Origin of the sequence: Nocardia sp. NPDC052001 (genome assembly GCF_040680615.1) — a bacterium.
In the GTDB taxonomy this organism is placed as follows: Bacteria; Actinomycetota; Actinomycetes; order Mycobacteriales; family Mycobacteriaceae; genus Nocardia.
Genome location: NZ_JBFAXC010000005.1, coordinates 298,957 through 319,630 on the forward strand (window position 1 = coordinate 298,957; position 20,674 = coordinate 319,630).

Here is a 20,674-nt window from a genome sequence, read left to right on the forward strand (position 1 = left end):
CGAGGAGGGGAGTGTTCGATGGCCACGAGAGGGTAACCATGGCCGAGTCTGCGCAGCAGCCACGGGCGGCGCGCACGGGAACGGGCCGCGCCAAGGTCCTTACTTCGTACGACCCGCGAACCGGGGAGGTCGTGGGTGATTTCGCGATTATGGGCGCCGGTGAGCTGACGCGCGCCGTCCGCGCCGCCCGCACCACCGAACAATGGTGGGCGGCACTGGATTTCGCCGGGCGCAAACGCTGGCTGCTGGATTGGAAGCGCGCCCTCGCGCGCGGCACCCGGGATCTGGTCGAAATGATCAGCAATGAGACCGGCAAACCACGGCTGGACGCCGCCGTCGAGGTGACCTTGGCGGTCGAACATCTGGATTGGGTTGCGCGCCATGCCGAGCGGACGCTGAGCCGCACCACCCGCACCGCCACCCGATTCCGCCGCGATCGGCCCGGCTCCATCGGGCAGCTGCCGCTGGGCGCGGTCGGTGTGCTCGGTCCCTGGCACAATCCCGTTCTCGCGCCGATGAATTCGATCGCGAGCGCGATGGCCGCGGGTAACACCGTGGTGTTCAAACCCAGTGAGCTCACCCCGGGTGTCGGCGCCTGGCTGGCGGACAGCTGGAATCGGCTCTCCCCCAGTCAGCCTGTGCTGCAGGTGGTTACCGGTGACAGCGGCACCGCCGCCGCACTGTGCAAAGCCCATCTGGACAAGATCGCCTACACCGGTTCGCTCGCCGGAGCCCGCGAGGTGACCGCGCTGTGCGCCCAGTCCGGCACTCCCCTGGTCGTCGAACAGGGCGGCCGCGGCGCGATGATCGTGCAGGTCGACGCCCGGCTCGATACGGCCGCCGCGGCGGCGATCCACGGCGCCATGGCGCATTCCGGACAGCATCCGGCCGGGGTGCACGTGGTCTACGTAGCCGATTCGGTGTACGAGCCGTTCCTGGAACTCGTGGCCGAACAGGCGCGCGCCCTGCGGCCCGCCGCCGACCGCCGCGCCTCCTACGGGCCGATGGTGCTGGACGCACAATTGGATGTGGTGCGCCGCCAGATCCGGGACGCGCTCACCCGAGGCGGCCGGGCGGTAGTGGGCAGCCTGGAATCGATTCGCGAGCCCTATATCGAACCCGTCGTGCTGACCGAGGTCCCCGAAACCAGCATCGCCATCACCGGCGAAGCGGTGGGCCCGGTACTCGTGGTCAATCGTGTGGCCGATATGGATGAGGCCGTGGAGCGGGTCAATGCGCCCGAAAGAGCGCTGCCCGTAGCGGTTTTCACCCGCGATGTGCGCAGTGTCCCGGAATTCGCGGACCGGTTGCGCACCGGATTGGTGACGGTCAACGCCACCCCGGTGTACGGCGTGAACGGTCCGGGCCGCATTCGCGATCCGCATTCGCTGCTGGAATTCTCACGCGCACAGTTGATTACCGAACAGCGGCACCGAGATCCGCTGGGCACCTTCGATAATCATCCACAGCGGCTGCGCATGGCGCGAGCGCTATTCCGGCTGCGCCACCGCGTCTGATTCGGTCCCCAGCAGCACCGCGCTCATCAGCGCGCGCACCCGTGCGAGCTGCTGGGGGCGGGCGTCGAAGCGCAGGCGGCGGCCGACGTCGATGACCTGGCCGATGGCGGCGTGCACCCGGAAGCGCGCCTCGACCTGATCGCCGTCCAGCAGGTTCGCCCACTCCAGCACGTTCTGCCGCTGGATCGAGCGCAGCCGATGTTGTTCGGACGCGGGCAGATTGGAGAATTCGGCGAAGTACACCGGCAGGATCTCCGGCATGGCGAAGGTCATGCGGGCGAAGCGTTCGGCGATCCGGACCGAGGCGTCGGCGCGGCCGGTGGCCTCGGAGAGCGCTTCGGCATTGGCGATGGCCACGCGTTCGCCGGTGCGGTGGAAGGCGGCGGCGAGCAGATCGGCCTTACTGCTGAAGTAGCGGTAGACGCTGGAGGCGTTGATGCCCGCGGCCGCGCCGATCTCCTCGATGCTGGATTCGTGATAGCCCTGCCTGCCGAAGATCCGAATCGCCTCGGTGAGCAGTTGTTCGCGTTTGGAGATGACGGGCAGCCCGCGCACGATCGCGTCGCCGGTGACGGGCGGGGGCGGCGGGGGTAGCTCGGCGCGCAGGATATCCCAGCAGATGTCGTTGAGCAGGGCCACGATTCGCGTGTTGGACAGTGCGGTGCGATGCCCGGTGACGCTGCCGATGGCGGACAGCACCGCGGCGGACCGCAGCATGACATCGGCGGGATCGGCGTCGGGGTACAGCTCGGCGATGGCGGCGGCGACGGTTTCGTGCAGTTCGGCGTAGATGACGCGAATGCGGGCGCGGTCATCGCGCTCCAGGTAGCGCCGCTCCCAGCGGTAGAGACCGCCCTCGCGCCGCACCTCGATGGTGTACTCGGTGATGCCGCGGATCAGTGCGGTGAGTCGCGGTTCCGCTTCCAGCTTCGGATTGTCGGCGGCCTTGGCGGCGTCGAGGAGTTGCTGTGCGCCCATTTCGGCGGCGGCGACGAGCATGGCGTATTTATTGCTGAAGTGCCGGTACAGCGCGGGCCCGGAAATGCCGACCTCGGCGGCGATCTCGTCCACGCCGACCGGGTGATAGCCCCGCTCAGCGAAGGCGCGGGCGGCCACGCCGACAATCTGGGCCTTGCGATTCTTGGGCCGTCGCCGGGGGCCGGGGTCGCCGGAAGGTCGCGCGGAAGCGAGTCCTGCTTCGCTGCGATCGGCGACCATGCACTTTCTCCTTCTCAACGGCACCGGCTGTTGACAGTGCCGGACGGATCCACCTAAGTTAACCACAATTCGCACAGTTGAACACATTGCGCCGCGATTCGCACCGCACGCAGAGCAGGAGCAGACATGAGCAACACTGCGACGACCCCGGGCTACACCGCTGTGCTGGACGACCGGGTGCTGCGTGTCACCATCACCAATCCCAAGCGCAAGAACGCCCTGGACTACGACACCATGGTCGGGCTCGCCGGGACGGTGCTTTCGGCATATGAGAACCCCGCAGTCCGGGTGATCGTACTCACCGGCGCGGGCGGCGATTTCTGCACCGGCGCGGATCTGGCGGCGGCACCGGGCGAGAAGACCCGCGGCATTACGCCGGAAATGACCATGGACGCGGCGAACTCCATGATCAAGGCCATCGTGGACGCGCCGATCCCGGTGATCGCCCGGGTGCGCGGCGCGGCCGCCGGTGTCGGCGTCGCATTCGCGCTCGCGGCGGACCTCACCTATGCCTCCGAGGACGCGTACCTACTGCTGGCCTTCATCAATATCGGCCTCATGCCCGATGGCGGCGCGGCCGCGATGGTCGCCGCCGCGGCCGGTCGCCCGCTGGCCGCCGAAATGGCATTGCTGGGCGATCGCCTGCCGGTCACCGAGGCGGTCCGCCGCGGCCTGATCACCGGCGTCTACACCGAAGCCGACCTCGACGCGAAGGTCGAAGCCGCCGCGGCCAAGCTCGCGCACGGCCCCCGCCGCGCCCTCGAACTCACCAAGCGCGCCCTCAACACGGCGACCCTGACGTCCCTCGACGCCGCCTTGGCAGCCGAGAAGACCGGCCAGACAGAGCTTTTGCAGGCCCCCGACTTCGCCGAGGGCGCGGCCGCCATGCTCGGCAAGCGCAAGGCCGTCTTCGCCGAATAGCGAAAACGACTCGCGCCGTGCGAATTCCGAACTATTTACCGGTGACGGTCAGATAGATCAGGGCCACGTTCAAGGCCGAGATGATCAGGGCGACCAGCCAGGCCAGGGCGGTGGTGAGACGCGGGTTGACGTCATCGCCCATGAGGTTGCGGTCGGCGGTGAAGTGGACCAGGGGTATCAGGGCGAAGGGGATGCCGAAGGACAGCACCACCTGCGAAATGATCAGGGCCTGAGTGGGATCCACGCCGATGGCGAGGATGACCAGGGCCGGGATCAGTGTGATGAGGCGGCGGACCAGTAGCGGAATGGTGCGATTCAGCAGGCCCTCCATGATCATCGCGCCCGCGTACGCGCCGACCGAGGTGGAGGCTAGACCGGAGGCGAGCAGGCCGATGGCGAGCAGCAGTCCGGCGGCGGGACCGAGGGTGTCCCGCACCGCGGCGTGCGCGGATTCGAGCGAATCCACATCCTCGCGGCCGCGCAGGGTTCCGGCGGCCATGAGCAGCATGGCCAGGTTGACCGTGCCCGCGAGCAGCATGGCCAGGCCGACGTCATAGCGGGTGATCCGCAGCAGCCGGGCGCGCGCCGGTCCCGGTTCCGGACTGCCGTGCCGGTCGCGGGCCAGCGCCGAATGCAGGTAGACCGCGTGCGGCATGACGGTCGCGCCGATCATGGCGGCGGCCAGCAGCACGCTCTCGCTGCCGTCGAAGCGCGGCACCAGCCCGCCGATGGTCCCCGATGCCGAGGGCGGTGAAATCACCACCGAGGCAAGGAATCCGATGGCGATGACCGCGAGCATGCCGGTGATGACGCGTTCGAACGGTTTCTGCCCACGCTTGTTCTGCACCAGCAGCAGGCCGAGCGAGACGATGCCGGTGATGACGCCGCCGAGCAGCAGCGGCAGGTTGAACAGCAGTTTCAATGCGATGGCCCCACCGACCACCTCGGCGAGATCGGTTGCCATGGCGACGGTTTCGGCCTGCGCCCAGTAGGCGAGCCGGGTTTTGCGGCCGGCCTTGTCGCGCACCGCCTCCGGTAGCGACATGCCGGTGACGAGGCCGAGTTTGGCCGACAGGAATTGCACCAGTCCCGCCATCACATTGGCCATGACGATGACCCAGACGAGCAGGTAGCCGAATTTTGCTCCGGCGCTGATATTGGATGCCACATTGCCGGGGTCGACGTAGGCGATGGCGGCGACGAAGGCCGGGCCGAGCAGGACCGTGGCCGATCTCGCTCGCTGGAACGTCGAGCGCGGTTCGGTCAGGCTGGTACTCACAACAATAGTTTAAGGGTTACCGAACTTTTTGTTGAGAGCTACCCCAGAAAAAAGACCGCAGCTGTTACCGGACACACAGAAAGAGACCGACCCGGCGGTTTCGCCGCAATCCGGCCACCCCGTCAACGCCGAATGCCCCGGCGCGTTCGCCGGGGCATTCGTCTCGAATCGTTCAGCGGCTCACGGCCACCGGGTGTGGAGCTCAGACACCGAGCCCGCGGGCCAGCACCGGCCACGAGTTGAGGAACTCGTCATTCCAGTACCCCCACGAGTGGGTGCCGGTGGCGCGGAAGTTGTAGGTCGCCGGGATGCCCAGCGAATCCAGCTTCGCCTGCAGGTTGTGCGTGCAGTAGTTGGTGCCCGCCTCGATGGCGCCGCCGATGATCAGCTGGTTGGCCAGACCGTAGGCGCCGGGCAGCGCGTACGGGCCGTTGAGCGCGTCGTACTGGCCGGGCAGGCCGCTGCCCGAGGAGATGTAAAGGTCGGTGCCGCGCAGCTTTTCGGCGTGGATGACCGGATCGTTCTCGGCCCAGGCCGGGGAATCCTCGGGGCCGTGCATGTTCTCGAGTTTGCCGCCGCCCCAGGTCTCGACGGTGAGGCGCATGAACTCGCGGCCGACCGGATCGGCGAACTGTGCGCAACCGCTGTAGGCGGCGGCCGCGCGGAACAGGCCGGGCTTGGCTTCGGGCAGCGACAGCACGGTGGTGCCGGAGGTGGAGATGCCGGCGATGGCGTTGACGCCGTTGGTGCCGAGCGCGCCGTCGATCAGCGGGGGCAGTTCCTCGGTGAAGAAGGTCTGCCACTTGTTGCGGCCCAGGGTCGGGTCGTCGTCCTGCCAGTCCTGGTAGTAGCTCCACTTACCGCCGATGGGCTGCACCACGTTGACGTTCTTGTCCGCGAGGAAGCCGTTGACGATATTGGTCTTCTTCTGCCAGGAGGCGTCATCCTGTCCGCCGCCCGCGCCGTTGAGCAGGTACAGCGTGGGGCGCGCCTCGGAGGCGTCGGCCGGTCGCTGCACGTCGACGGGGTAGGTGGCGTCCATGGCGGCGGAGTAGACGTACAGCCGAATATTGCGGCCGTCCTTCATCTCCGCCTTGGTGATCTTCGATCCGTCCGGTGCGACGGGATCGGCGAGCAGCTTCTTGCTGTCGATGATCGGGTCGGCCGAGGCGCTCGGGCCGCCGACGCCGGCCACCAGGCCGGTCAGCACTGCCGTTGCGGCGAGCAGGGCAGCGGTTCGAGCACCGCGCCGACGACCGCCAAGCCCGTTCCGGACAGTTCGACGAATCAATGTTCACACCTTCGCGTTGGTTCGTTAGTGCCGGTCCTACCACCGTGCGGCGCACTGCCGCCCGAGTACCCAACCTTGGTCTCCGGGCAGGGTTCATCCCCCGAGAGACCATACGGCTAATGCCATCGCCGCGATAGCGGACAATATTACGGATTGGTCGCGCGTGGCGTATCAGCCGGTGGTCCGTCCGTGTTCGGCGAGTCCGCCGAGCGCCTGTACCCAGCCCTCCACCAGCCGCTTGATCTGCTCCAGATCCAGTACCGCGCCCGCGAAGTCGAAGCGGGCGACCAGACCGTCCTGGGTGGTGTCCACGGTGACATCGAGGTACAGATCGTCGGTGACGGGTTCCGGATACACCCGGGCGGGTCGCAGGTCCCGATAGCGGAATCCGATGCGCCCCACCGGGAGTCCGGCGATGGCGGCGGCGGTGTCGGGGTTCAGGTGTTGCAGCAGGCCGTAGCCGACGCCCCGGGCGGGCACCTCGCGGCAGCGGTCGCGGATCTGTTCCAGCACCGATCCGGCGGCCGGACCGCCCTGACGCACCTCCTCGAAGTCCACGCCCTCCACGCGCAGCGGGAACGGGTACGGCGTACTGAACGCCCCGACGGTGCGGTGTCCGGCGGGATCGCCGGGCACCCGGCCGTCCGCGACCAGCTGCACCACCGAACCCAGTGCGGCGCGGATGTTTTCGTCCGCGTCGCCGAGCAGGGTGACCGCGAGCGCGGCCAGCAGCACATCGTCGATGCTGGCCCGGTAGCGGCGCGCCACCGCGTCGACGGCGGCCGCGCCCTCACCGGTGATGGAGACCGAGACCCGGCCGCGCCCGGCGCTGTCCCGGCCGCCGTCGAATACCTCGGCCGGATCGCGACCGGCGGTGGCCGAGGCCAATGCCGTACGCCACCAGTCCAATTCGGTGACGGTGCTGGGGGCGGCGGCGCGTTCGGCGAGGTCGCGCGCGATGCCGACCGGATGCGCGTCCGCACTGGGCGGGGTGGCGTGGCCACCGGACCAGGAGGCGGTCAGATCCTCGATGATGGTGCGCCACGAGGTGTCGTCCACGACCAGTCCGTTGGCGACCGCGACGAGCACCGCCGCGGGCTGATCGACCGGTTCCAGATTCGGGTCCGCGTCCGCGCCCGCCATGAGCACGAAGCGGATATTGCGGCCCTTCTCCGGATCGAGTTCCGCCGCGGCGGCATGGATGACGGCCTCGATGGGGTCACCGACGGCCTCGACCGAAGGATCGATCTGCCACACCACGGCATCGCGCGAATTCGCCTGCACCGGAATGTCCATGACGGCGATATCGCCGTCGCGCCGCAGCCGCGACCACAGCGCCGGATGCCGATCCAGCAGCGTCCGCACCGAACGCCGCACCCGGCTGCCGGACACATCGGCCGCGATATCGAGCGTGATCGCCCGCACCCACAGCCCGGACGGCTCCACCTCGAGCAGGCTCACCGCGCCCGCGGGCAGCGGGGACACCTTGCCGACGGCGGTGAGTCGCGGCCCCATGACCGGCGGCGCGGCCGAATCAGCCACGGCGGCAGCGTGATCGTCGACCGCATCGGCGGCGGTTCCGCTGTCGGCTGCGACATCGGCCCCGGCCGTCTCATCCAAAGCAGCGCTGTCCGGACGGCTGTCGGACGCGGCGCTTTCGGCATCGGCATCGGTAATCGTGGAATCAGCGACCACGTCCGGGATGGACCCGGTGCCGGTGACAGCTGACGGGCCGTGCACGCCAAAATCCCCGGACTCAGCCGGACCGGTGACCTCATCGGGTCGGTGGCTCGCATCGACGACGGAACCGGCGTCCGAGACATCCTCGTGCTCAGAGCTGTTCGGGTCCGTCTCGCCCGGCGTCGGTACGAATTCGGCGTCGAATCCGGCGAATGCCTTGTCCACGAATTCGACCGGATCGGCGAGCAGCCGGTCATCCGGGTGGATGTGGTCCGAATCCTCGTCGCGGGCGAACAGTTTCATACCGCCGGTGAGCGCGGCATCGCTGACGACGGGCAGCACGGCCGTGATGGTCCAGTCGCCCTCGACCTCGTCCTCGCCGACGGCGGGCTCGGCCGGGGTGTGCGCCGGTTGGATTGCGCCCGCACCGTTTCCGCCTTCGAGCAGGGCCGCGAGCCGCGGTCCGATGACGGCGTAGGACTCGGCGGTGGTCATCAGCTGATGCTTGACCGGCACCACGTGTTCGGTGATCGGCCCGGTGACGAAGGGGCGCCAGTCCGCCGCGGAATGCTGATGGTCGTCGCCGCGGCCGAGTTCGGCGGCGAACAGTTCCATGCGCCCGTCGAATGCGGTTGGGCGGTAGCGCGATCCGAGTTCGACCGTGCGCACCGCGCCCCGGTAGATGCGGCGCAGCCGGTCCACGGTGAGCACGGCCAGATCGGCCGGGATGGCGGCGTGCAGCGCCGCCAGCGCCTCATCGCTGAGGTCGGTCATATCCCCGTCGGGGAACGCTTCCTCGCCGACGCCGAGTGCCGCGAACTCATCGCGGACGGCGGCGGTGAAGTCGGTGAATTCCGCGTCCGGGTAGGCGTCCAGGTTGGCGAGCAATTCGACCTGTTCGCCGGCGGTCTGGAGTTCGGTGGCGATGGCGTGCGCCAGGATGCCGCCGAGCGAATAGCCGAGCACCCGATACGGCCCGTGCGGTTGCACCTCGCGGATGGCGGTGACGTACCGCCGCGCGACCTCCTCGAGTGATTCGGGGGCGTAGTCGGTCTCGGTGAGCGCCGGGGATTGCAGTCCGTAGAGCGGCTGGTCGGCGGGCAGATGCCCGGCCAATCCGGCGTAGCACCAGGACATTCCGACCATGGGCGGTGCGCAGAACAGCGGGGTGCGGTCGCCGGTGGCCCGGATGGGTAGCACCACGGCCAGCGCCGCGTCGGCGGCCGAGTCGTAGTCGTGCCTGCTCTCCAGGTCCGCGCCGATGCGAGCGGCGAGCCCGGTGACGGTCGGATCGGTGAAGAACCAGGCGACCATCACCTTGGCTCCGGAGAGCGTGCGCAGTTTGCTCACGATGCCGGTGGCCAGCAGTGAGTTTCCGCCGAGCGCGAAGAAGTCGTCGTCCACACTGACCTGCTCCACGCCGAGCACCTCGGCGAAGGCGGCCGCGATGGTGTGCTCCAGCGGTGTGGACGGTGCGCGGTATTCGCGTTGTCGCAGTACGGGTTCCGGCAGAGCCTTGCGATCCAGTTTGCCGACGGGTGTCAGCGGGATCTCGTCGAGCACCACGATGGCGGCGGGCACCATATGCGGCGGCAGGCTCTGCCCCGCGTACTCGGTGAGCGCGTCCGGATCGAGGTTGGTGCCGAGCACGTACGACACCAGAACCGTTGTGCCGGTGTGATTCTTGCGCCCGACCGTGAGGGCGAAGTCGACGTCGGGGTGCGCGCCGAGCACCGCGTCGATCTCACCGAGTTCGATGCGGAAGCCGCGAATCTTGACCTGGAAGTCCGAGCGCCCGACATAGTCGAGTTCCCACGGGGTGTCCGGCAGTGCGGTGTTGCCGCCGCGCTCGTCGGCATCGGCGTACCAGCGCACCACGTCACCGGTGCGGTACATGCGCGATCCCGGTGCGCCCCAGGGGTTCGCGACGAATCGCTCCGAGGACAGGCCCGCGCGATTGCGGTACCCGCGCGCCAGTGCGCCACCGGCCAGGTACAGCTCACCCGCGACACCCGGCGGCACCGGGTTCAGCCGCGCGTCCAGCACCAGCGCCGACATGCCGTGCACCGGTTTGCCGATGGTGATGTGGCGACCGGGCGTCAACTGCGCGTACGTGGAGATGATAGTGGTCTCGGTGGGGCCGTAGGCGTTGTGATACACCCGCCCGGCGGCCTTCCACCGTGTCACCAGTTCCGGCGGCGTCACATCGCCGCCGACCGAAAGCACCTCGAGCTGCGGCTGACTCGTCGCGTCGAGGGTGCCGAGCACGGCCGGGGTGATGAGCGCGTGCGAGACCCGCTCGGTGCGCATGAGCTCGTTGAGCTCGGCTCCGCCCAGGATCTCCGAGGGCACGATGACCAGCGTCGCGCCGGTGTAGAACGCGCAGATCCATTCCAGCACCGAGGGATCGAAGCTGGGTGAGCAGTTGTGCATGAGCCGGTGCTCGGGGTCGAGGTCGTACAGCGCGATGGCGTAGTCGGCGAGCCCGCCGAGACCGGCGTGGGTGACGGTGACGCCCTTGGGCATTCCCGTCGAGCCCGAGGTGTAGATGACGTACGCCGGATGCTGCATACGCAGCGGTGCGCGGCGATCGGCGTCGGTGATCGGCGCGGGCGACTGTGCCATGCAGGCCGCGTCGGTGGCGGCGTCGTCCAGGCACAGCCATTCGACCTCGCCGGGCAGTCCGGCCTGATGCGCGCGCCCGGTAATGCCCAGTACCGCACCGGAATCGGTGACCATATGCCGCACCCGGTCGGCCGGATAGGTCGGATCGACGGGTACGTGCGCGCCGCCCGCCTTGGCGATGGCCAATACGGCGGCGACCATTTCGAACGAGCGCGGGAAGGCAACGGCGACAAGCTTTTCCGGTCCCACACCGCGTTCGATGAGCACCCGCGCCAATTGCGAGGAGTAGTCGTCGAGTTCGCCGTAGGTGATGGAGTGCCCGCGGTACCGCACCGCGATCCGGTCCCGGCCCAGTGCCACGCCCCGGGTGAGCAGGTCCGGCAGCAGTCCGGTGGCCATCACGTCATCGCCGTGCACGTGGGTGAGCAGCTCGTATTCGCTGTCACCGAGCAGCGGCAGATCGCCGACGGGGGTGCCGGGCCGTTCCACGATGGCGGCCAGCAGGCGCTGGAATCGATCCGCGAAAACGCCGACGGTGGCGTAGTCGAACAGGTCCTTGGCGAAGGTGAAAGCGCCTTGCAATCCGTTGCCGCCGCCGTCGCTCACGGTCAGCGACAGGTCGAACTGTGAGGTCTCGACCTCCGATTCCAGTGCGGCGATCCGCAATTCGGGCAGTTCGGCATCGTTGTCCGGCAGGTTCTGGAAGGCCAGCATGACCTGGAACAGCGGATTGCGCGCGGTGGACCGCTCCGGGTTGAGCAGATCCACCAGCCGCTCGAACGGCACCTCGGCGTGCGCGAAGGCGCGCAGATCGGCGTCCTTGGTGTGGGCGAGCAGCTGATCGAAGCGCAACTCCCCCGGCACCCGGGTGCGCAGTACCAGCGTGTTCACGAACATGCCGATGACATCGTCGAGTTCGGCGGCGCCGCGCCCGGCGACCGGTGTGCCGATGGCGATGTCATCGGTGCCGGACAGCCGCGCCAGGAATACCGCGAGCGCGGTGTGCACAACCATGAACAGGGTCGCGTGCTGTTCGCGCGCGATGCGTTGCAGTCCGGCGTGGATCTCGTCGTCGATGCCGAATTGCACACTGCCGCCGCGGAAGGACTGCACCGGCGGGCGCGGGCGATCGGCGGGCAGATTCAATTCATCGGGCAGTCCGGCGAGTTCGGCGCGCCAGTGCGCGGTCTGCCGGGAGATCAGGCTCTCGGGATCGTCCTCGGAGCCGAGCACCTCACGCTGCCACAGGCTGTAGTCGGCGTACTGCACCGGCAGCGGGGCCCATTCGGGCGCGGTGTCGGCCGAGCGGGCGATGTAGGCCAGCACCAGATCGCGCGACAGCGGTCCCATGGACCAGCCGTCGGAGCTGATGTGGTGGGTGACCAGCACCAGCACGTGTTCGATCTCGTCGGCGACGTCGAGCCGGAACAGCTTGACCCGCAACGGAATCTCGCCGGTGACATCGAATCCGGCGGTGAGCAGCGCCGTCACCCGGTCGGCGACCGCGTCCACCCCGATGCGCTCGGGCGTGAGCTCGGGAACGACCTGCGCGGCGGGCAGCACCACCTGATGCGCCCCGCTCGCGTCCTCGGGATAGATGGTCCGCAGCGTCTCGTGCCGTTCCAGCAGATCGGCCACCGCGAGCCGCAGCGCCTCGGTGTCGAGCGCGCCGGTGAGCCGCAGCGCGATCGGCAGGTTGTACGCCGAGGAGCTCGGATCGAACTGGTTCAGGAACCACATGCGCTGCTGTGCGAGCGACAGCGGAATCCGTTCCGGCCGTACGCCCGCCACCAGGCGCGGCCGCGCCGCGACCGTTTCCGCGCCCGAAACCCGTTGTGCGAGAGCCTCGACCGTGGACACCTCGAACAGATCCCGGACCCCGAGATCGGTGTCGAGCGCGGCGTTCACCCGGGCGATGACGCGGGTGGCGACCAGCGAATTGCCGCCGAGCGCGAAGAAGTCGTCATCGAGCCCGACCTGTTCCAGGCCCAGCACATCGGAGAAGACCTGCGCCACCGCCTGTTCGGTCTCGGATTCCGGAGCCCGGAATTCGTGTCCGGCCGCGAAATCCGGTGCGGGCAGCGCCCGCCGGTCCAGCTTGCCGGACGGATTGACCGGGAACTCGTCCAGCACCACGAATGCCGCGGGCACCATGTAGCCCGGAACCCGTTCGGCCACGCCGGCTTTCACGTCCGCGATATCGACCGCGCGTCCGGCGGCGGGCACCACGTACCCGACCAGCTGATCGCCCAGTCGTTCGTCATGGCGCAGCACCACCACGGCGCGCGCGATGGATTCCTGTGCGGTGAGCGCGGATTCGATCTCGCCGAGTTCGATGCGCAGACCGCGCAGCTTGACCTGGAAATCGGTGCGGCCCAGGTACACCAGCTGACCGCGATCGGTCCAGCGCACCAGGTCACCGGTGCGGTACATGCGCGCCCCGGCCGCGTCGAACGGGTTGGCCACGAAGCGATCCGCCGTCAGATCGGCCCGCCCGTGGTATCCGCGCGCCAGCTGATCACCGGCCAGGTACAGCTCACCGGCCATACCGGGCGCGACCGGGTGCAGTCGCGCGTCCAGCACATAGGTTTTCGCGTTCCAGACCGGTGCGCCGATCGGCACCGCGCCCGAAACCTGTTCCGGCACGGCCGCATACGTGGCGTGCACGGTGAATTCGGTGGGCCCGTAGAGATTGTGCAGCTCCGCGGTGCCGATGCGCCGGAACGCCGCGACCGCGTCACCGGTGAACGCCTCACCCGCGATGAGCAGGGTACGCAGCGAGGTGAGCGCCGCCGGGGCCGCGCTGTCGGTGAACGCGCTCAGCATGGACGGCACGAACGAGGTCATGGTGATCTGTTCGGCGGCGATGACATCGGCCAGATACGCCGGATCGCGATGGCCGTCCGCGCTCGCCACCACCAGGCGCGCGCCGACGGCGAGCGGCCCGAACAGTTCCCAGACCGAGACGTCGAAGGTGGCCGGTGTCTTGAGCAGTACGACATCGTCGGCGCCGATGCCGTATTCGGTGGTGATCCAGCGAATCTGGTTGACGGCCGCGGCATGGGACACCGCGACGCCCTTGGGCCGTCCGGTGGATCCGGAGGTGAAGATGACGTACGCCGGATGCGCGGTGTACAGCGGTGCGCGCCGCTCATCGTGCCGGATCGGCTCATCGGAGTATCCGGACAGATCGAGCGCGTCGATGGTCAGCACCCGGTCACCGGATGCGAAACCGTCACGGCGCGTGGTGAGTACGCAGACCGGGCGGGCCGTCTCCAGCACATGGTCGATGCGGTCGGCGGGCTGATCCAGATCCAGCGGCACATAGCCGCCGCCCGCCTCGAGCACGGCGTAGATGGCGACGACGAGATCCACCGAGCGCCGAATGCCCAGCGCCACCAGTGTTTCCGGTCCGACACCAGCCGCGATGAGCAGCCGGGCCAGCCGGTGCACGCGCGCCGCCAGTTCGGCGTAGGTCAGTTCCTCGCCCTCGGCGCGCAGCGCGATCGCGTCCGGATTGCGAGCCGCCTGCGATTCGAACAGCGAGAACAGCTGTCCCGCGGGCAGATCGATGCCGGTCTCATTCCATTCGGTGAGCACCCGCCGGCGCTCATCGAAGCCGAGCACGTCGATATCCCCGACCGCGCGCGCCGGATCGGCGGTGACCGCGACCAGGATGCGCCGGAACCGCTCCGCGAATCCCTGAACCGTGCTCGCGTCGAAAAGATCTGTGGCATAGGTGAACAGCGCGGTCAGACCCTGCGGCGCGTTCTGCGCGTCGGTGCGCTCGCTGACGGTGAGCTGCAGATCGAACTTCGCCAGCGGCACATCCAGTTCCACCGCCGATACCGAGACCCCGGGCAGCGACAGCGCGGACTCACCGACGTTCTGGAAGGTGAGCATGGTCTGGAACAGCGGATGCCGGGCCTGCGAGCGCGCCGGATCGAGCACCTCGACCAGCCGCTCGAACGGCACATCGGCATGTCCGAAGGCCGCGATATCGCCGGTGCGCACCGCGTTCAGCAGATCACCGAAGGACTGCGCCGGATCGACCTGGGCCCGCAATACGAGGGTGTTAACGAACATGCCGATGAGATCGTCGAGTTCGGCCTCACCGCGTCCGGCGACGGGCGCGCCCACGGCGATATCCCCGGTGCCGGACAGTCGCGCCAGCAGCGCCGCGAAGGCCGCGTGCACGGCCATGAACAGCGTGGCATTGTGCTCCGAGGCCACCCGCAGCAGCGCCGCGTGCACGATCGGATCGATCTCGAACGCCAGCGTCGCACCGCGCCCGGAGGCCACCGCGGGCCGGGGGCGGTCGCCGGGCAGCTCCAGCTGATCGGGCAGCCCCGCGAGGCTGTTGCGCCAGAAGTCCAGCTGTCGGGCCAGCAGTGATCCGGAATCGGTTTCGTCGCCGAGGATTTCGCGCTGCCACAGCGCGTAGTCGGCGTACTGCACCGCGAGCGGGGTCCATTCGGGCTCGCGCCCGGCGATCCGGCTCAGGTACGCGGTCATGAGATCGCGGGTGAGCGGTCCGGCCGAGAAGCCGTCACCGGCGATGTGGTGCACCACGCACACCAGCACGTGATCGTCGGCGGCCACGCGCAACAGGCGTACCCGCAGCGGCGGGGCCGCGGTGACATCGAATCCGGCGATGGCGACCTCGGCCACCGCGGCGATGATGCCGTCCTCGCGCACGTCCACCATCGGCATGGACGGCATGGCGTCGGGATCGTCGGCGGCCAGCACCAATTGCTGTCCGACACCGTCGTATTCGGGGTAGATGGTGCGCAGCACCTCGTGCCGCTCCACCAGATCGCGCACCGCGGCCCGCAGCGCGGGCACGTCCAGGGGTCCGGTGATGCGCAGCGCGGTGGGCAGGTTGTAGGTGGCCGACTCGGTATCGAACCGGTTCAGGAACCACATGCGCTGCTGCGCGTAGGACAGTGGAATCCGTTCCGGCCGCTCCATTACCCGCAGCGGTGTGCTGAACGAATCGGCTTGCTCGCCGAGGCTTGCCGCGAGTTCGGCGACGGTGGGCGCTTCGAAGATCGCGCGCACCGGCACCCGCGCGCCCACGGCCGCGCCGAGTCGCGCCACCACCTGGGTGGCATTGAGCGAGTTGCCACCCAGTTCGAAGAAGTCGTCGTCCACGCCGACGGTCTCGACGCCGAGCACGGCGGCGAAGACCTCGGCGACCATGCGCTCGCCCGGGGTGGACGGCGCGCGATAGGCCCGGGCCTGGAATTCCGGCTCCGGCAGCGCCTTACGGTCGAGTTTGCCGCTGGCATTGAGCGGCATGGCGGCCAAACGCACCACGGCCGAGGGCACCATGTACGACGGCAGTGCCGCCCGCGCGTGCGCCAGCAGCTCCGAATCATTCAGCGCCACATCGGCTTCCGGCACCACATAGGCGACCAGCCGATCCCCGGTCGCGGCGCGCACCAGTGTCACCGCGGCCCGATGCACGGCCGGATGGCTCAGCAGCACCGTCTCGATCTCGCCGAGTTCGATGCGCTGTCCGCGCAGCTTCACCTGGAAGTCACTGCGCCCCAGGTATTCCAGCGCGTACCCGTTGCCGCCCGGTTCCGCGATCCACCGCACCACATCGCCGGTGCGGTACAACCGCGCCCCGCCCTCGTGTGCGACGAACCGTTCCGCCGTGAGCGCGGGCGCGCCCAGGTAGCCGCGCGCCAGCTGCACTCCGGCCACGTACAGCTCACCGGCCGCGCCGAACGGCACGGGCCGCAGCTGCCGATCCAGTACGTGCACCTTGGTATTGGCCACCGGGCTGCCGATCGGCACCGCGGTGCCCGCGGACTGCTCCGCCGGTTGTGCGGTGACCACGGTCGCCTCGGCCGGGCCGTACCAGTTCACCAGTGCGGTATCCGGCAGTGCGGCGGCGAATTTCACGGCGGTTTCGGCGGACAGCGCCTCACCGGCGGCGAACACCCAGCGCAGCTGCCCCGAGGGCGTCGCGGCCTGCTGAGCCAGCCCGTCGAGGTACGCCTCCAGCATGGAGGGCACGAAATGCACCGAGGTGACGCCGTATTCGCCGATCATCCGGGCGATGTAGGCGGGATCGCGATGCCCGTCCGGTTCCGCGATGACGACTGCGGCACCGGTCTGCAACGGCCAGAACAACTCCCACGTGGAGATGTCGAAGGTGATGGGCGTCTTGTGCAGCACCACATCACCCGCACCGTGCGGGTAGGTCCTTTGCGCCCAGCGGAACTGGTTCGCCATCTGCCGATGCGTGATGGCCACGCCCTTGGGGCGGCCGGTCGATCCGGAGGTGTAGATGACGTAGGCGGCATTGTCCGGCCGCACCGCGGCGGATCCGACGAATTCGATCTCGCCCGCGCCCGCCAGCGCGTCCACCAGGAAAAGCGGTACCCCGGAAGCGGTTTCGAAACCGTCCTCGGTACGCGTCAGCACGCACACCGGAGCGGCGCTGCCCAGTACGTATTCATTGCGCTCGGCCGGATGATCCGGATCGACGGGCACATACGCACCGCCCGCGCGCAGCACCGCGTAGATGCCCACGACCAGGTCGATTCCGCGCCGCATGGCAACGGCCACCCGCGATTCCGGCCCCACCCCGCGCAGCGTGAGTTCCCGAGCCAGCCGTCGCGAGCGCGCGTCGAGCTCGGCGTAGGTGAGCGTGACATCCCCGAAGATGACCGCGAGCGCCTCGGGCGTACGCGCCGCCTGCGCGTCGAACAGCGTCAGCAGCGTCGAATCATCCAGCAGTTCAGCGACTTCGGTGGCATTGACCGCGTCGAGGGCGGCGCGCTCGCTGTCGATGAGCGCGTCCACCTCGGCGATCCGCGCCCGCGGATCGGCCCCGAAACGCCCGAGCAGCAACGCGAGTCGCCGCGACAGCGCCTCGGCGGCATCCTCGTCGAAGAGATCGCGCAGGTATTTCAGGTTCACCCGCAGCTGCTTGCCCGGGGTGACCATGACCGTGATCGGGTAGTGCGTGCCGTTCGCGGCGGAGGTGCCGAGCAGGCCAACACCGCCGATGGGGGCGGCCGCCTCGTCGAGCGCCGCGTCATCCACCGGGAAGGACGCGAACACCACGAGCGAATCGAAAATCCCGTCTATACCGGTGACTTCCTGAATCTCGCCGAGCCCGAGGTAGTGGTGATCCAGCAGCGCGGCCTGTTCATCCTGCAATTGCCGCAGCAGTCCGGCGAGGGTGCCGTTCGCATCCAGCTTCACCCGGACCGGAATGGCGTTGAGGAACAGTCCGACCATGGTTTCGATACCGGTCAACTGCGGCGGGCGACCCGAGACGGTGGCACCGAACACCACATCGTCGCGATCGGTGGTCCGCCCGATCAGCAGACCCCACGCGGCCTGCACGATGGTGTTCACCGTGATTCCGGCGTCGGCGGCGACCCGCCCCAGCGCGGCGGTCTCCTCGGCGGACAGTTCGAAGCCCAACTCGCCGATACCGGCGGAGATTTCGCGCGATCGGTCGACGGGCGCGAGCGGTGAGGGTTCGGTGAACCCGGCCAGGGCCTGCGCCCACGCCTCGCGGGCGGTCGCACGATCCTGTGCGGCCAGCCATGCCAGGTAATCGCGGTACGACCGCACCGGCGGCAGCAGCGCCGGATCCCCGCCGAGCGCGTAGAACGCCAGCATGTCCTGCATGAGCAGCGGCAGCGACCAGCCGTCGAGCAGAATGTGATGGCTGGTGACGAACAACTGGAAGCGTTCGGGCGCGGTGCGCACCAGGGTGAAGCGCAGCAGCGGCGCGGACCGCATATCGAAATGCCCGCTCATTTCCGCGGCCATCAGCCAATCGGTGCGCGCGGGTGCCTCATCGGCCTCGCGATCGCCCAGATCCAGGTAGCGCCAGGGCACTTCGAGATCGTCGAGCACGATCTGCAGCGGATTGCCGTTCGAATCCTCGACGAACGCGGCACGCAGGTTCACATGCCGGTCCAGCATGGCCTGTGCGGCGGCGCGCAGGCGCGGAATGTCCAGTGCGCCGGACAGTTCGACGGTGAACTGGGTCATGTACGCGTCGACGGAATCCTCCGCCAGCAGCGCGTGGAAGAGCATGCCGGACTGCAATGGCGTGAGCGGCCAGATATCGGACATGGTCGGGTACAGCTCTTGCAGCCGTGCGCGATCGGCGTCACTGACCTCGACCAGCGGCCCCGTGGCCAGCTCGACCTCGGCCTCGCCCGGCGTCACCGATTCGGCGAGCGCGGCGAGCCCTTCGACGGTGCGCGCGGCGAACACGTCCTTGGCCTTGAACGCCAAACCCTGTGCGCGCGCTCGCGAAACGATCTGAATCGAAGTGATGCTGTCGACGCCGAGGGAGAAGAAGTCGTCGTCCAGGCCGACCCGCTCGACCTTGAGCACCTCGGCGATGACCTCGGAAACCGTCTGCTGCGCAGGCGTTTCCGGTGCCCGGTACTCCTGCGCCTTGATGATCGGTGCGGGCAGCGCGGCGCGGTCCAGCTTGCCGACGGGCGTCAGCGGGATCTCGTCCAGCACCATGATCGCGCCGGGGACCATATGCGGCGGCAGCGCGCGCTCGGCCAGCGCCGACAGCTCCGCCACAGCCACGGTAGCCCCGGGTGCCGGATGCACGTACGACACCAGAACCGTTGCGCGGTCCTGTACCTGATGCCCGACGGTCACCGCGAAATCGACGGTCTCGTGCCCGGCGAGTACTGCGTCGATCTCCTCCAGCTCGATGCGCAGGCCGCGAATCTTGACCTGGAAGTCATTGCGCCCCAGGTATTCCAGTTCCGCTCCGCCACCCCGCGCTGCACCGGAGGTCCAGCGCACCAGGTCGCCGGTGCGGTACAGCCGGGAACCGTTGTCCTCGAAGGGATTCGCCACGAATCGCGATGCCGTCAGCTCGGCGCGCCCGTGATAGCCGCGCGCCAGCAACGCACCGGCGATGTACAGCTCCCCGGGCACCCCGGGCGCGACCGGACGCAGCCGCTCGTCGAGCACGTGTGCGACCGCGCCGCGAATGGCGGCACCGATGGTCACCGGCCGATCCGGCAGCAGCTCAGCGCAATTGGTCCAAATGGTGGTCTCGGTGGGGCCGTAGCCGTTGAGCAGTCGCCGCTCGCCGTCGGCGATCGGAGCCACCCAGCGCCGCACCAGTTCCGGCGGGCACGCCTCACCGGCGGCCAGCACTACGCGAAGTTCATCCAGCCCAACGGGATCGATGGAGGCCAGCACCGACGGCGTGATCACCGCGTGGCTCACCGCCTCGCGCGCCAGCAGCGCACCCAGATCCTCACCGCCGTAGACCTCCGGCGCGGCGACGACGAGCGCCGCCCCCGATCCGATGGCCATGAGCATTTCGAATACCGAGGCGTCGAACGACGGCGAGGCCACATGCAGCACACGGGACTCCGGCGTGATCCGGAATCGCTCCCGCTGCTCCTCGCTCAGTCCGGCGAGCCCGGTGTGCGTGACCACGACACCCTTGGGCAACCCGGTCGAGCCCGAGGTGTAGATGGTGTAGGCCGGATGTTCCGCGCGCAGCGGCCGCACCCGATCCGAATTGGTGACCGGCTCCGCCGGAAAACCCTGGGCAACATCGGCGAACTCGGCACTGTCGAGCTCGAGCCAGGTGACCGTATCGGGCAGGGCATCGCGCTTGGCGGAGACGGTCAATCCGAGCACGGCCCGCGAATCCGACACCATGTGCAGGACGCGATCGACCGGGTAGTTCGGGTCCACCGGAACGAATCCGGCCCCGGATTTGGCGACCGCCCACACCGCGACCACGGATTCCACCGAGCGCGGAATGGCGATCGCGACCAGATCCTCCGGCCCGACCCCGCGTTCGATCAGCAGATGCGCCAGCCGCGTCGAGCGCTCATCCAGTTCGGCATAGCTGAGCTGCGCCAGCGTCGCCGAGGCGTCTGCCAGCACCAAGGCGATCCCCGCCGGATTGGCCTCGACGGCGGTGGACATCAGCTGCGGCAGGGTGGGGACGCGGGGCCGCCGGGTACGAGTGGGCCGGACGCGCGCTGTGCGGGTCATTTGATTACCGCCCGACGCTCGATACACCGGTGCCCGACCACCCGAATCATGAAGATGTCCCTCATCCTGTCCGTCGTTGCTCCAACCTCCCCGCGCATCCCGAGGGAAATCGGG

6 protein-coding genes are annotated in these 20,674 nt (G+C 68.7%); 2 read left to right on the forward strand and 4 right to left on the reverse strand.

The window, feature by feature from the left end:
• Positions 1-38: 38 nt before the first annotated feature.
• On the forward strand, positions 39-1,517 hold the full coding sequence (locus AB0L82_RS25450) for an aldehyde dehydrogenase family protein (RefSeq protein ID WP_364641171.1): 1,479 nt from the start codon (positions 39-41) through the stop codon (positions 1,515-1,517).
• Here the strand turns inward: AB0L82_RS25450 and AB0L82_RS25455 are convergent.
• Entirely contained in the window at positions 1,491-2,735 is a 1,245-nt protein-coding gene (locus tag AB0L82_RS25455; protein WP_364641174.1) for a helix-turn-helix domain-containing protein, read from the reverse strand. The two genes, AB0L82_RS25450 and AB0L82_RS25455, sit on opposite strands and share 27 nt — an antisense overlap.
• A gap of 126 nt (positions 2,736-2,861) precedes the next feature.
• On the opposite strand from AB0L82_RS25455, the gene AB0L82_RS25460 reads away from it, so the two are divergent.
• Positions 2,862-3,656, forward strand: a complete 795-nt coding sequence (locus tag AB0L82_RS25460; RefSeq protein ID WP_364641177.1) for an enoyl-CoA hydratase-related protein — start codon at positions 2,862-2,864, stop codon at positions 3,654-3,656.
• Between the two features lie 31 nt (positions 3,657-3,687).
• On the opposite strand, the gene AB0L82_RS25465 is transcribed toward AB0L82_RS25460, so the two are convergent.
• The 3 genes from AB0L82_RS25465 to AB0L82_RS25475 all read right to left on the reverse strand — a co-directional run bounded on the left by AB0L82_RS25465 (position 3,688) and on the right by AB0L82_RS25475 (position 20,560).
• Entirely contained in the window at positions 3,688-4,935 is a 1,248-nt protein-coding gene (locus AB0L82_RS25465; RefSeq protein ID WP_364641180.1) for an Nramp family divalent metal transporter, read from the reverse strand.
• Positions 4,936-5,137: 202 nt separating this feature from the next.
• On the reverse strand, positions 5,138-6,130 hold the full coding sequence (locus AB0L82_RS25470) for an alpha/beta hydrolase family protein (RefSeq protein WP_364641775.1): 993 nt from the start codon (positions 6,128-6,130) through the stop codon (positions 5,138-5,140).
• Between the two features lie 267 nt (positions 6,131-6,397).
• Positions 6,398-20,560, reverse strand: coding sequence for an amino acid adenylation domain-containing protein (locus AB0L82_RS25475; RefSeq protein WP_364641183.1), 14,163 nt, complete (start codon positions 20,558-20,560; stop codon positions 6,398-6,400).
• Positions 20,561-20,674: the final 114 nt, after the last annotated feature.